Annotated in this window: 10 protein-coding genes and 1 rRNA gene; 9 read left to right on the forward strand and 2 right to left on the reverse strand. The window is 44.1% G+C overall.

Translation table 11 applies throughout. From position 1 onward, the window contains the following. Positions 1–172: 172 nt before the first annotated feature. The 3 genes from KDM92_RS14100 (at position 173) to KDM92_RS14110 (ending at position 4,850) form a co-directional block, all read left to right on the forward strand. A complete protein-coding gene (locus tag KDM92_RS14100; RefSeq protein ID WP_212685088.1) occupies positions 173–646 on the forward strand; it encodes an Lrp/AsnC family transcriptional regulator in 474 nt (157 codons plus the stop codon). 191 nt (positions 647–837) lie between these two features. Beyond that, positions 838–1,464 carry a 2-dehydro-3-deoxy-6-phosphogalactonate aldolase gene (locus KDM92_RS14105; RefSeq protein ID WP_212685089.1) on the forward strand — a complete coding sequence of 209 codons (627 nt, stop codon included), beginning with the start codon at positions 838–840 and terminating at the stop codon, positions 1,462–1,464. 425 nt (positions 1,465–1,889) lie between these two features. Then, positions 1,890–4,850 carry a TonB-dependent receptor plug domain-containing protein gene (locus tag KDM92_RS14110; RefSeq protein WP_212685090.1) on the forward strand — a complete coding sequence of 987 codons (2,961 nt, stop codon included), beginning with the start codon at positions 1,890–1,892 and terminating at the stop codon, positions 4,848–4,850. Between the two features lie 152 nt (positions 4,851–5,002). On the opposite strand, the gene KDM92_RS14115 is transcribed toward KDM92_RS14110, so the two are convergent. After that, positions 5,003–5,461, reverse strand: a complete 459-nt coding sequence (locus tag KDM92_RS14115; RefSeq protein ID WP_212685091.1) for a rhodanese-like domain-containing protein — start codon at positions 5,459–5,461, stop codon at positions 5,003–5,005. 593 nt (positions 5,462–6,054) lie between these two features. On the opposite strand from KDM92_RS14115, the gene glnA reads away from it, so the two are divergent. The 5 genes from glnA (at position 6,055) to KDM92_RS14140 (ending at position 11,787) form a co-directional block, all read left to right on the forward strand. After that, on the forward strand, positions 6,055–7,470 hold the full coding sequence (gene glnA / locus KDM92_RS14120; RefSeq protein ID WP_212685092.1) for a type I glutamate--ammonia ligase: 1,416 nt from the start codon (positions 6,055–6,057) through the stop codon (positions 7,468–7,470). A 117-nt stretch (positions 7,471–7,587) separates the two neighbouring features. Further along, positions 7,588–8,073 (forward strand): DUF4124 domain-containing protein, encoded by a 486-nt coding sequence (locus KDM92_RS14125; RefSeq protein ID WP_212685093.1) that lies wholly within the window; start codon positions 7,588–7,590, stop codon positions 8,071–8,073. Positions 8,074–8,150: 77 nt separating this feature from the next. After that, a complete protein-coding gene (glnL, locus tag KDM92_RS14130; protein ID WP_212685094.1) occupies positions 8,151–9,212 on the forward strand; it encodes a nitrogen regulation protein NR(II) in 1,062 nt (353 codons plus the stop codon). Positions 9,213–9,296: 84 nt separating this feature from the next. Continuing rightward, positions 9,297–10,751, forward strand: coding sequence for a nitrogen regulation protein NR(I) (gene ntrC / locus KDM92_RS14135; RefSeq protein ID WP_212685095.1), 1,455 nt, complete (start codon positions 9,297–9,299; stop codon positions 10,749–10,751). A 208-nt stretch (positions 10,752–10,959) separates the two neighbouring features. Beyond that, positions 10,960–11,787, forward strand: coding sequence for an HDOD domain-containing protein (locus KDM92_RS14140; RefSeq protein ID WP_212685096.1), 828 nt, complete (start codon positions 10,960–10,962; stop codon positions 11,785–11,787). An 81-nt stretch (positions 11,788–11,868) separates the two neighbouring features. Here the strand turns inward: KDM92_RS14140 and KDM92_RS14145 are convergent, their stop codons facing one another. Continuing rightward, on the reverse strand, positions 11,869–13,491 hold the full coding sequence (locus KDM92_RS14145) for an NAD(P)/FAD-dependent oxidoreductase (protein ID WP_212685097.1): 1,623 nt from the start codon (positions 13,489–13,491) through the stop codon (positions 11,869–11,871). Positions 13,492–14,013: 522 nt separating this feature from the next. Here KDM92_RS14145 and KDM92_RS14150 point away from each other — a divergent pair. Continuing rightward, positions 14,014–14,108, forward strand: a 16S ribosomal RNA gene (locus KDM92_RS14150); the annotation flags it as partial.

Consider the following 14,108-nt stretch of genomic DNA (forward strand, 5'->3'; position numbering starts at 1 on the left):
GTCGATATGTTTGAAATGTCTATTTGCTTGTGTATTTTCAGAAGTAGTTGATCGAATTAGACGGCATATTTTATGTCGAAATTCTTGATGCGTTCTTGCAAAATTCTTCGGGTTTTATCGATAAATTAGAATAATATGTTGCTTTATGCTTGATAAGTGACGTAAAAATTCAATGAATCTCGATCCTACCGATTTAAAGATCCTGCAGCTATTGCAAGCAGATGGGCGTATTAGCAACCAAGATTTAGCGGAGCGGGTATTCCTCTCGCCTTCGTCATGTTTGCGCCGTGTGCGCGCACTCGAAGAGAGTGGTGTGATCAGTCACTATCGCGCGGTGCTCGATACCAATGTATTGGGTTTGGAAGTGGATGCATTTGTACAGGTCACAATGCGACGTGATGTTGAACAATGGCATGAGAACTTTTCAAAAGCGCTGCTAAGCTGGCCAGAGGTTGTCGGTTCTTACATCATCACCGGCGATGCGAACTATCTATTGCGTGTACGTGCTCGCAATTTAAAACACTATTCCGCTTTCGTTCTTGAGCGCTTATACAAAACCACTGGCGTGCTCGATATCCGATCAAATATTGTGTTGCAAACCTTAAAAGAGAGTACCGAACTCGCGGGTGAATTATTGCGAGAATAAATTGGTCAGTGATTAAACAAATCTAAATGAGATCGATAATTTATCTCGATGTTCTTGATAATCAGAATTGGTTACACTGCGACTGGTGAATCGGCTTCTCTATAGTTGCGGTTGAAGCAGGGTTAAATTGATTCATTTGATGTATTCGATTCATTTATTGCTGTGATTGTTTTGGTTGTTTAGGTTTTTATATGCACATATCAGACTACTTTAAAGAACTTCCATTGATTGCGATTTTACGTGGTATTCATCCGCATGAAAGCGTAGAAATTGGCCGCGTACTTGTGCAGTCGGGATTTCGTTGTATCGAAGTGCCGATGAATTCACCTAATGCGATTGACAGTATTTCTTTGTTGGTGCAAGACTTACCTTCCAATTGTTTAATTGGCGCAGGCACTGTCATGAATGAAGAACAGCTAGATCAATTACACCAAGTTGGTGGGCGCTTGGTTGTGATGCCGCACGCTGATATCAAACTTATCAAAGCTGCGAAACAACGCGGCATGATTTGTACTCCTGGTGTTGCAACGCTCACGGAAGCCTTTGCAGCATTGGAGCATGGGGCTGACGCACTAAAATTATTTCCTGCAGAAAGTGTTCCTCCATCGGTTTTAAAAGCATGGCGCTCAGTGTTGCCAAAGTCTTGCTTATGTTTGCCTGTTGGTGGCGTGCGGCCTGAAGGGATGTCAACTTATGTTCAGGCAGGCGCAAATGGATTTGGCCTTGGTTCCAATTTATATCAAGCTGATGATGCCGCCGCACAAGTGAAAGAACGCGCTGATGCATATATCAATGCGTGGAAATCATTGTATACATAAATTGATGATTGAAACTTTGCTGCGATTTATTCTCTGAAAAATCGATTGCTGCTGGTGTCGATTTTCTTCGACATTCATACGCTTTAACGCACGCTCTTTTTTGATTAATTTCTTTTCGCAAATGCGCATTGTAATGATGACGTCGTCATGAATCGTGTGCGCAAATTCACGCGCTTCGTATTTTGAATTGCTTCGGATTCTCTCGAAGATCGCTCGCCATTTTTCGCGATTATTTTCATAAAATTTTACTTGATGTGCGCTTAATTATTTGTCGCTGTTGGCTTTTTCTATTCCCATTTATTCTTTGACTTGTCGGCATTTTATCCATGCTTGCCGCCGTATATGCACCGAGGTGCTATCTGCAATCGGATGATGCATTTGAATCATTGATGATGAGATGACTTAACCAAAAATAGGAGATACCAATGAGATTGACTAAGATTGCCGCAGCAATGCTCGCGATAGGATTTGCTTCTAGTAGCTTTGCCGCGGAAGATGAAGATAAGAAGCAAGAAAAAGTACAGAAGGTAGAAGTGACAGGGTCGAGCATCAAACGCGTGAATGCGGAGACTGCGTCGCCCGTGCAAATTATCGATGCCAAAGAAATTGAGAGCATGGGCGCACGTACCTTAATGCAAGTGCTCGATAACTTGCCAGCAGCACGTCCAGCGCAGCAAGATTTTCGCTCGATGTTTACTGGCTCTGATGGTGCCTCACAAGCGAACTTACGGGGCTTGGGCGCGCAGGGAACTTTGATTTTATTGAACGGTCGTCGCTTGTCTTTCTATGGCGCACCAGAGGGATTTCAAACGCAATTCGTCAATATCGATGCGATTCCAGCAGCTGCGATTGAAAGAATGGAAGTGTTAACCGACGGTGCTTCTGCGGTGTATGGATCGGATGCTGTTGCTGGCGTCATCAACATCATTACAAAGAAGTCGTATAGTGGTTTGCAAGCGAGTGCGACGATTGATAGTTCGCGTGATGTTAAATCCTATGGTGAGCGTCAAGCCAGTGCATTATTTGGATATGGTGATTTGGCGAAAGATAATTACAACGTCTATGCGTCGGTGAATTTGTATAAACGTGATCGTATCGCTTTAGAAGATACGTATCTGAAACGCCCAGCACAGTTCTACAAAAACAATCCAACTTACATTAGCAATTTCCGGATTACCGAAGGTAGCCAACCGGGAGTATTAAACACAGGAACCTTATTTGTATTCGATAAAAACGCGAATAACAAACGCTATCAACAGGCAGCTCCTGGTTGCTCGACTTTCATTACTGAAGGATCAGGCACGCGTTGTGTATGGAATACTTTGCCGTATGCATTAGACACTGGACCGACCTCAGATCGTGCCACTATTTTTGTCAGCGGACGCATGAATCTCTCCCCAGATTGGGAAGGATTTGCTGAAGTGGCTTATACAGATATTGATATGCGTGGTGAAAATGGCCCGCGTTCATTTAGTAGTGGTGGTGGCACAGCGAACTGGTATTCACGCAATACAGGTACCACATTGAATACTTTCACATATCCCTACCTAGGACCGAACAATGTCTACCTAAAAAATATGAGTCAAGAACTCAAAGATAAAATGGGAGGCGCTGCAGGTTTGACGTATTTAATGCAAGATGCGAAAGGGCATTTCGGCCAACAAAATACCGATAAAACGTATCGTGCAATGGCGGGTGTACGCGGCTCTATTGGTCAGTGGGATTTTGAATCTGCTTTAGCGGTCGCAGGCAGTCACTCAACTTTGTATCAAACGATTAATGTCAACAAAGATGGATTTGAAAAAGCTTTTGGTCCTTTCACTGTTGATCCTGTAACCAAACGTACGTATATCGCGGACAATCCAGCGTATCAGTTTGGCGTGATTAGTGACAAGAATGCTGAATTATTACGTCAAGCCTATCCAACTTTTGATATTCAATCTTGGACAAAACTAATTACATGGGATGCGAAATTAGAAGGCAGCTTATTTAAGATGTCTGGTGGAGATGCACGAGCAGCCATTGGTGTGAATCTGATGCGCGAAGAGTTTGAAACGCCAGGTAATCAAGATGCTGCAAACGGTAAAATCACTCAACAAGGCGGCTCATGGTTTGATGGTTCACGTACGATTTCTGCAGTGTTTGGTGAAGCAATTTTTCCACTTGCAAAAAATCTTGAAGTGAACACTGCTGCACGTATTGATAAGTATCCAAACTTCTCCGCAAATATCGCACCGAAGATTGGAGTTACTTATCGTCCAGTCAGCGATCTCTTGGTACGTAGCACGTACTCGCAAGGATTCCGTGCACCGAATTTGGCAGAGTCTGGCGTTGGTGGCGTATATGCACAGCGTGGCGGCATGCGCGACAAAGTGCGCTGTGACGAAACAAATGCGATCGCTAATTTGTTGATTAAATCAGTGACACCGACAGATCAAGAACTAGGCAAGTCATTGCTGAACTCAAATTGCAGTATCAATATCGGCGGATTGACGCCTCCAAATCCGAACTTACAGCCAGAAAAAGCCAAGATTAGTACGCTCGGGTTGGTCTATCAAGCCAGCAAGCAATTCGATATCTCACTTGACTACTGGTTTGTTTATCGTCGCAATGAAATCGTGCGTCAAGACTTTACCGAAGTATATGATCAAGCGGTTGAAAAATATGGTCCTGCCTTGATCGGTGCACCAAATGCAGTGCGCGCACCGATCACTGATTTTGATAAGGCAAATATGGCGGCCGTAGCGAGTATGTGTGCTAATCCGGCAAACGCGAGTGCTTGCGCCGGTGGCGTGCCGAAGTATTCGGTTGGGATTTTGGCGGGGCTGACGAACAAGTACATGAATCGTGGGCGCACTATGATTGATGGCTTCGATGTGGATGCCCATGCTCGCTTTGATCTTGGAATTTACGGCAAGCTGAATTTGGGTTCATCCGCAACGATTATGAATCGTAATGCTTACAACGGCGATGATGGATATGGTTTTTCACAAAACTATATTGGCTACTATGGCAATCCAAAATTGCGTGCAAATTTGAACTTAAGTTGGCAGTATGGTGATTTTACAAGTAGCTTATTTGTGAATTACACCGGAGGTACCAAGTGGGCTTATGACAAGAATGATGCTTTGAATAATAATCCTCAAACTTGTAAAGCAGCTGGCGTTGCGGTAGAGCCTACGCATTGTGGCGGCGCGCCTGCATTCAAGACCGTGAATCTGAGTTTGGGTTGGACGCCGATTAAGGACTTGCGTTTGGGGATGAACATCAAGAATGTACTCAATACCAAACCATTCTATGATCCTTATGGTTGGGAAGGATACAACCACGCTCTAAATTTATTTGGTCGCGTCGTGAGTGTCTCTGCTAGTTATAAATTTAAATAAGTCATTGTTGGATTTCAGTGCTATCGTTTAATATCGAAATCCAATTGAAAAAACCGCTACGCATCACAATGCGTAGCGGTTTTTTTATTAACTTACTTCTTATCGTTCAAAAGGGGGTAATTCCAACTTGCATTAGGTATTGCAATTATTTCTTAGGCACCCAACCAAGGTAAATTTGCTGAACACCACCCACCTAGCGTTTTGCGATGACCGTGTGTATCTTTATCGCCTTCAAATCCTTGCAGGATGTCGAAGCATGCGGTGTATCCATGTTCGCTTGCCAACTGAGCACCATGACGTGATCGCACGCCAGAACGGCATAGAAACAGAATCACGCTATTAGTGTCAGGAACGGCGTCTTGTAATTGCTTCATGAAGTCTGGATTAGGTGCGCCGCCAGGGTACAAACTCCACTGGACGGCTTTGTGTTGTGACTCTGGGATGTGCACGCGACCAACCCAATCTCTTTCAGCATTGGTGCGTACATCAACCAAAACTACGCTTTGATCTTGTTGTATCAAACTAAATGCTTCTTCCGGTGTTACCGCGCCGGCGTAAGCCAAGTTTTGTTCTTGGCCGCGTTGTCTTGCTTTTTGAATTAGGTCGTTCATCAGAAATGTTCCTTGTTGAGACTGAATTTGGCTGAATATGATTGCGTAAGACTAAGTAAGCTTGGATAAAGTGGAGAAATTGGTGTCTTGTTTTTCTCTATCTCGATTCTTTAGATTGCTGATGAGGCGATGCTAATTTTCGATTATGGATAGCAGTACATTATCCTTATGTAAAAGAACAAATCAAGTCGAATAGATGTCGTCTGTTGACCCCAAATTCAAGCCGCACTATATCAGGGCGAAAAAAATGCACTAAAGAGGTGCAAATTAAATTGCTTGCACTGTTTTAGTGCAAACGGTTTTCGTGCTAAAGTGGTGCAACAAAAGTGAATTTAAATTTCCTTTGTAAAACAAAGACTTAATTCAAGCAGTTTAATTGTCGAGTTTGGCTTGTACATGGCACGCTTTCTGCTAATATCCTCGGCATGTTCTTCAATCTCTGTGCATGGTGATGGTGCAAAAAGTACTTCCACTCAGCGTACTGAGAATACAGAAATCACATAATAGTGCGTTTCTTAGCGTGTTTTGATTTGGTATTTTAGTTTGATATAGCAGTTCCTAATCTTATTTTTGAGCGATAGAAGGAGTTTCAAATGGCAATGACCCCAGCAGACGTGTTGAAAATGGCGAAAGATAACGAAGTGAAATTCGTTGATTTCCGTTTTGCAGATACACGTGGTAAAGAGCAGCACGTAACTGTGCCTATTTCTCACTTCGATATCGATAAATTCGAGTCTGGTCATGCATTTGACGGTTCATCTATCGCAGGTTGGAAAGGCATCGAAGCGTCTGATATGTTGTTGATGCCAGATCCAAATACAGCAAATATCGATCCATTCATGGAAGAAACCACATTGTTCATGCAATGTGACGTGATCGAGCCAGCGGATGGCAAGGGTTACGACCGCGATCCACGTTCTATCGCAAAACGCGCAGAAGCTTATTTGAAATCCTCCGGCATCGGTGATACAGCGTACTTCGGCCCAGAACCAGAATTCTTCATTTTCGATAGCGTACGTTGGAAAGTCGATATGTCTGGTTGTTTCGTGAAGATTGATTCTGATGAAGCATCTTGGACAACAGGCAAAGAAATGGAAGGCGGCAATCCTGGGCACCGTCCTACAGTTAAAGGCGGTTACTTCCCAGTTCCACCAGTTGATAGCTTCCAAGATATGCGTTCTGAAATGTGCCTGATCTTGGAATCTTTGGGAATTCCAGTGGAAGTTCATCACCATGAAGTTGCTGGTGCGGGCCAAAACGAAATCGGTACGAAATTCTCTACCTTGGTAGAACGTGCTGACTGGACACAAAACTTGAAATACGTCGTATGGAATGTAGCGCACACTTACGGCAAGACAGCGACATTCATGCCTAAGCCTATCGTTGGTGACAACGGTTCTGGTATGCACGTGCATCAATCGATCTGGAAAGATGGCAAAAACTTGTTCGCAGGAGACGGTTACGCTGGTTTGTCTGATTTCGCTTTGTACTACATCGGCGGTATCATCAAGCATGCTAAAGCATTGAATGCGATTACCAATCCAGGTACAAACTCCTACAAGCGTTTAGTGCCAGGTTATGAAGCGCCAGTTAAATTGGCTTACTCTGCGAAAAATCGTTCAGCTTCTATCCGTATCCCATACGTGGCAAATCCAAAAGCACGTCGTGTTGAAGCGCGTTTCCCAGACCCACTGGCGAATCCATACTTGTGCTTCTCCGCATTGATGATGGCTGGTTTAGATGGTGTACAAAACAAGATTCACCCAGGTGAAGCAGCATCAAAAGATTTGTACCATTTGCCACCAGAAGAAGACGCATTGATCCCAACAGTATGTGCCTCTTTAGAAGAAGCTTTGGACGCATTGAACAAAGATCGCGAATTCTTGACACGTGGCGGCGTATTCAGTGACAGCATGATCGACGCTTACATCGAATTGAAGATGCAAGAAGTTCAGCGTATGCGTATGACGACGCACCCAGTTGAATTCGATATGTACTATTCACTGTAATAAAGTCGTAAAAAAGCGGGGCATGCCCCGCTTTTTTATTCGATCTACGATGGGTAATTGTGCAAAATCAAGGCTTGGCATACACTTAGCTCTTATTGACTATTTTACTTACCCAATATGAAGCAATATCTGATTGGTCTTGGTTTGTGTTTTTTGTACGCTGGTCCGACATTAGCGCAGTCTGATGTCTATTTGTGTGTGGATGCAAATGGAAAGAAAGAGTATAAAAATACAGGTATTACGAAAGGCTGTAAGTTAGTTGATTTGCCTCATGTAAATACTGTTCCAGCACCAGCAAAAAAGGCAACGACTACTTCTACTGCGAAGCCAGTTGCAACGCCGGGTAATTTTCCAAAGGTAGATGATAGTACCCAAAAAGCGCGAGACTCAGATCGTAAGCAAATTTTGATGGATGAGCTCAAAGTTGAAGAGCAAAAATTGGCAGCAATTAAGAAAGAATATAACGGTGGTGAGGTTGAGCGTCGTGCTGATGAGCGTCAGCCATCAAAATATGTAGAGCGGGTGAATAATTTGAAGAATGATTTAGCGCGTACAGAGAAAAACATCGAAGCGTTAAAACGTGAAATTAGCAACCTAAAGTAAGATCTGCGTTGCAGATATCTCAGAAAAGGTCGCAATCGCGGCCTTTTTTAATTTAATTTTGAGTCTCTGAAATATTCATGAATAAATTTGCGGGATTAGAGCTATTGGCGTCAGCGGTGTTGGTTATGGATCCCCATGGCTGCATTGTTTATGCCAATCCAGCAGCTGAAAATTTACTAGAGCGTCCTTTTAAGTTACTTCACAAACTACAACTTAAAGATTTATTTTTGAATGGCGATGAACTGTTAAGTGGTTTTGAGCAAGCGATTGCTCAGCAGTTTGCGGATCGTCGTCAAGATATGATCTTGGAGAGAACTGGGCGAGACCCGCTGCATGTGCATAGTATCGTCACCGCACTCGATCATGCGGAAACTCCCGTCTTAATTGAGCTGCGAGAGAATGTGCAGCAACTCAAGCTGGACCGAGAAGAGCGGATGCAGGATCAGAATAAAGAGAACAAAGAGTTGATCCGAAATCTGGCGCATGAGATTAAAAATCCGCTAGGCGGCATCCGCGGCGCGGCGCAGTTGTTGGAGTTAGAGTTACCAGAGCGAGATGCCAAGGAATTACGCGAGTATACGCAAGTCATTATCAAAGAGGCGGATCGGCTTCAGGTGTTGGTAGACCGTTTGTTGGCTCCAAATCGTTTGCCGCAAGTGATCGCGGACGTTAATATTCACGAGGTTTGTGAGCGTGTTCGTAGTTTGATTATGGCTGAATTTCCGAAAGGCTTGGTGATTAAACGCGATTACGATTTATCGATTCCTGAGTTTCGCGGTGATCAGCAGCAGCTGATTCAAGCCGTGTTAAATATCGCACATAATGCCGCACAAGCGCTGCGCGTGCGCATGGCGGATGGCGATGCAGAGATCATTTTTAAGACACGCGTGGTGCGCCAAATTACCCTTGCGAAAATACGCTACAGGCTGGCATTAGATTTGCATATCATCGATAACGGACCGGGCATTCCACCGAATATTCGGGATCGGATTTTCTATCCGCTGGTTTCTGGGCGAGATGGTGGTAGTGGATTGGGACTAACATTGGCACAAGCTTTTATTACGCAGCATGCTGGTGTCATTGATTGCGAAAGTCGTCCTGGATGTACGGATTTTCGAATCTTGATTCCATTGCCGTGAACCATAATCGCGCATGAATCACTTCGCTGTGTGCGCTCAAACGGTGCGTGCGGCAAGAAAACTTAATTTAAGAGATGCTGATCAATGAAGAAAAACATTTGGATTGTAGATGACGATGATTCTATTCGCTGGGTGCTAGAAAAAGCGTTGGCAAGAGAAGGCTTTGTTACGCGTAGTTTTATGAATCCCGATGATGTATTGACCGCGCTCGACGAAGAATCCCCACAAGTCTTGGTTTCAGATATTCGCATGAACGGCGCATCAGGATTGGACTTGTTGCAAACGATCAAGCAGCGCTTGCCAAGTTTGCCGGTCATTATTATGACGGCGTTTTCTGATCTCGATTCTGCGGTTGCTGCCTTTAAAGGTGGTGCCTTTGAATACTTGGCAAAGCCGTTTGATTTGTCTAAAGCCGTGGAATTAATTCGGCGTGCGCTAGAAGAAAGTGCACGTGAAGCGACAATTGAATTAGTCGCTGATGTTGAAACAGAGATCCTAGGACATGCCGCAGCGATGCAAGAAGTATTTCGTGCAATTGGTCGTTTGTCGCAATCGAGTGTAACCGTGTTGATTACGGGTGAGTCTGGCAGCGGTAAAGAGCTGGTGGCGCGCGCATTACATAAACATAGTCCACGCGTGAATCAGCCTTTTATCGCACTAAACACGGCGGCAATTCCTAAAGATTTGCTTGAGTCAGAGTTGTTTGGACATGAACGAGGTGCCTTCACTGGTGCGCAATCCGCTCGCCGCGGTCGATTCGAGCAAGCGGAAGGTGGCACCTTGTTTTTAGATGAAATCGGTGACATGCCGTTTGATCTGCAGACGCGTCTGCTGCGCGTACTCTCTGATGGACATTTTTACCGTGTGGGTGGACATCAACCATTAAAAGCGAATGTACGATTGATCGCGGCGACTCACCAACATTTAGAAGAACGCGTGAAAGAGGGTGTGTTTCGAGAAGACTTGTTCCATCGACTCAATGTAATTCGCTTGCGTGTTCCTAGCTTGCGCGAACGGCGTGAGGATATTCCTTTATTAGCTAAGCATTTCTTGATTCAAAGTGCAAAGCAATTGGGCGTTGATGCAAAACGATTGTCTGATTCCGCATTGACGTATATCTCTGGCTTAGAATTTCCGGGTAATGTTAGGCAGTTAGAAAATTTATGTAATTGGATTACTGTGATGGCGCCAGGGCAGGTGGTCGAGGTCGTTGACTTGCCGAGTGAATTATTGCCGATAACCACGAGTAATGCGGCCGTTGAAGTCGGTGTGCGATTACCTAATCACGCAGCGATCTCGATGCAAACTGAGAATTTCTGGCTTAGCTCTTTGGAGCATGAGGCAGAACGTTTGCTGCAACAAGGTGGGCAAGAGATTATGTCAAAGTTGAGTCGTGATTTTGAGAGTGTTGTTATTAAAGCTGCCTTGAGACATACACATGGACGTAAAAATGAGGCAGCGATTCGTTTAGGAATCGGACGAAATACGATTAGCAGAAAAATTCAGGAACTGTGCATAGATGGCGTGAGAGATGAATAAGCTGTCGTTTTTTCTCATAGCTTCTATGATAAATATTCTCCTTATCCACTTATCGGAGTATTATTTCTTTGCGTAAATTGATGTTGAATCACAAACATAATAGACATCGATAATAAAAAAATTTACGTCAGAAATGAACTGGCATGAATCTGTTTGATTGATGCTGGCTTCGAATGGTCTTTGATGCTGTAAAAATTGGGAGATATCTATGAATTTCGACGCGCTATTTCAGCAACAAACAGCTTTACCAACGATTCCCAAAGTTGTCCAAGAAGTGATTGATAGCTTTAATGACGACAATGTGTCAATCGATGATATTTCTCGTAAGTTAGCCGCAGATCAAGTGTTGAGTGCAAAGATACTGCGTTTGGCAAATTCTTCTTATTACCATTCATCTCGTAGTGTTGGAACTGTGGATGATGCCGTACTAATGCTGGGGTTTATGACAGTTCGTACCTTGGTTATTAGTAGTGGTTTGACAGGTGGATTCAAAGCGATGCCTGGCGTGGATCTGAAGCAGTTTTGGCGTTACAGCATGCACACGGCGGTCATCGCTAAATGTCTGGCAAAGAAAATTAACGGCAATTCAGACTTTGCCTTTACTGTCGGTTTGATGCATGCGATTGGTCAGCTAGTGATGCATGCTGCAATGCCTGAACAAGCTATGCAAATCGATAAAATTGCTGGTTTATTGGATGCGCGTCGTCTAGACGTAGAGCGCACATCCTTCGGCTATGATTTTTCTGATGTTGGTGCAGAATTGGCTAAGCGCTGGCGTTTTCCTGATAATTTTTCTGCGGTAATCAAAGGATTCCCTCAACCATTGGTCGCGCAAGGTTTTGAACCGATGGCAGGTGTCGTGCATGTAGCGGTATGGCGATCACGTGTAGAAGAAAATAAGTATTCCAAAGAAGAAATGGAGGCAACTATTCCGCACGAGGTACTTGCTAAGCTAGGTATTTCAGTAGACTATATATTGAATGAAATGCCACCAATCTCGGAATTGGCAGCAGGCCTTGAGGAATTAGTGAGTTAATTTGATGCGTTTATGCGCTCATACGTTTAAATAGTTTTATAAAACCGGGTTCTCAGTCGACCCGGTTTTTTCTATGCATATTTACGCATGCTTGCGATTAATGCTCAGAGCGACTGCTTCGGCTACTTTAATACCGTCAATCGCGGCCGATAAAATGCCACCCGCATAGCCAGCTCCTTCGCCTGCTGGATAAAAGCCTTCGGTGTTGATGCTTTGCAGGTCATCATCTTTGCGTTTGATTCTAATTGGCGATGAAGTGCGAGTTTCCACTCCCGTCAATACCGCATCTTTCAGTGCAAAACCTTTAATTTGCCTATCAAACTCAGGAATGGCCTCGCGAATCGCATCAATCGCGAATGCTGGTAATACATCGGCGAGGTTGCACAGGCTGATGCCTGGTTTGTACGAGGGAATGACTTCCCCTAATTCTGAGGACGGGCGATTTGCTAAGAAGTCGCCGATTAGTTGGCCCGGTGCATTGTAGTTTCTGCCACCGACTTCAAATGCTTTGCTTTCTAATTGACGTTGAAAATCGATGCCAGCAAGTGGATGCCCTGGATAGTCGATTTCAGGTGAAATTCCAACCACAATGGCACTGTTCGCATTTCGTTCGTTGCGTGAATATTGGCTCATGCCATTGGTCACTACGCGACCAGTTTCGGATGTCGCTGCAACTACTGTTCCCCCTGGACACATGCAAAAGCTATAGACCGACCGATTGTTTTTGGCATGGTGGACTAACTTGTAATCTGCGGCGCCAAGAATTTTATTGCCTGCATTCGGGCCGAAACGTGCTTTATCAATAATCGACTGAGGATGTTCAATGCGGAAGCCCACCGAAAAAGGTTTTGCTTCAACATAAATGCCTTTGTCGTAAATTAGCTGAAATGTATCGCGCGCGCTATGACCGACTGCAACCACAACATGATCTGCTTCAAGCTTTTCATGATCATTAATAGTCAGGCCTACAATTTGACCATCTTGAATGTCAAAGTCGGTTACCTTCTGCTCGAAACGGATCTCGCCACCTAGTTCAATAATGTTGCTACGCATTTCTTCAATCATCTTTACCAGCCGGAAAGTTCCTATATGCGGCTTGCTGACATACATAATTTCTTCAGGTGCGCCAGATTTAACGAACTCCGTTAATACTTTGCGACCATAGTGTTTGGGATCTTTAATTTGGCTATACAGTTTTCCGTCAGAGAATGTGCCAGCTCCACCCTCGCCAAATTGAACGTTGGATTCAGGCTGTAATTCACGCTTTCTCCATAGGCCCCAAGTATCTTTGGTTCGCTCTCTGACAGCTTTACCACGTTCAAGCACAATAGGCTTGTATCCCATTTGTGCCAATATAAGTGCAGCGAACAAGCCGCAAGGGCCGAAGCCTATGACTACCGGACGCTTAAATGGTTTCGTGCTAGCGTGAGTTACAAATTTGTAGCTGGTATCTGGAGTTCTAGTGACTTTCGCTTGGCCTTGTGTATTTCTTATTTTATGCAGTAAGTTTTCATCATTCGAAGTGGTCACGTCTACGGTGTAAATTAACACGATCGCGGTTTTCTTGCGGGCATCGTAGCTACGTTTGAATACTTCAAAGCTGATTAAATCTGCGGCTTCAATATTTAAGCGTTTCAATACCGCTTGTTTTAAATCGCTCTCGGCGTGGTCTAGCGGGAGTTGTATGTCGGTCAGACGTAACATAATTATTAATGCACTCAATAAATCAAAGGCGTATTTTAACTGTTACTTATTCAATGCCCCAAACAATCTAATTTTCCCTTGCGCAACTCGCTGAAACTTTGCTATAGTTCGCCTCCCGCAGAAATGCGGGTGTGAAATAAGAGTGATGCAAGTAGTAAGACGTTGATTTTCCTGGTGTTTAAATCGATTAGTAAGAAACGATTTAAGCGAAATAAAAAAACAGGGGGTTGACGAGAAGTTAGAAGTGCTGCATAATCTCGTTTCTCTGCTGCTGACGAACACAACGCTTCGAAGCAAAAGCAGAAAAGAATTGAAGATCTTTAACAATTAACAGTCAATAAATGTGGGCACTTGATAGTGATAGCGACTAGCTGCTTAGGTAGCTAGGAAACTTAAAATATATCAAATGTTCACAAGAAATAACAAAGCAAGACGGTTTTCAGAGATGAAAATCGAACTGTCAGTATTTTGAGTGAGCGACGCCATCTACGGATGGAAGCAGAAATGCTAAAAACAGAGATTGAACTGAAGAGTTTGATCCTGGCTCAGATTGAACGCTGGCGGCATGCCTTACACATGCAAGTCGAACGGCAGCACGGACTTCGGTCTGGTGGCGA

The sequence above is a fragment of the Affinundibacterium baiyunense genome (genome assembly GCF_018139645.1).
Lineage (GTDB): Bacteria > Pseudomonadota > Gammaproteobacteria > Burkholderiales > Burkholderiaceae_D > Undibacterium > Undibacterium baiyunense.

Excerpts from the sequence above, each read along its gene's own strand:
- KDM92_RS14100 (WP_212685088.1), top strand. The coding sequence starts at position 173 with ATGAATCTCGATCCTACCGATTTAAAGATCCTGCAGCTATTGCAAGCA.
- KDM92_RS14105 (WP_212685089.1), top strand. The coding sequence starts at position 838 with ATGCACATATCAGACTACTTTAAAGAACTTCCATTGATTGCGATTTTA.
- KDM92_RS14110 (WP_212685090.1), top strand. The coding sequence starts at position 1,890 with ATGAGATTGACTAAGATTGCCGCAGCAATGCTCGCGATAGGATTTGCT.
- KDM92_RS14115 (WP_212685091.1), bottom strand. The coding sequence starts at position 5,461 with ATGAACGACCTAATTCAAAAAGCAAGACAACGCGGCCAAGAACAAAAC.
- glnA (WP_212685092.1), top strand. The coding sequence starts at position 6,055 with ATGGCAATGACCCCAGCAGACGTGTTGAAAATGGCGAAAGATAACGAA.
- KDM92_RS14125 (WP_212685093.1), top strand. The coding sequence starts at position 7,588 with ATGAAGCAATATCTGATTGGTCTTGGTTTGTGTTTTTTGTACGCTGGT.
- glnL (WP_212685094.1), top strand. The coding sequence starts at position 8,151 with ATGAATAAATTTGCGGGATTAGAGCTATTGGCGTCAGCGGTGTTGGTT.
- ntrC (WP_212685095.1), top strand. The coding sequence starts at position 9,297 with ATGAAGAAAAACATTTGGATTGTAGATGACGATGATTCTATTCGCTGG.
- KDM92_RS14140 (WP_212685096.1), top strand. The coding sequence starts at position 10,960 with ATGAATTTCGACGCGCTATTTCAGCAACAAACAGCTTTACCAACGATT.
- KDM92_RS14145 (WP_212685097.1), bottom strand. The coding sequence starts at position 13,491 with ATGTTACGTCTGACCGACATACAACTCCCGCTAGACCACGCCGAGAGC.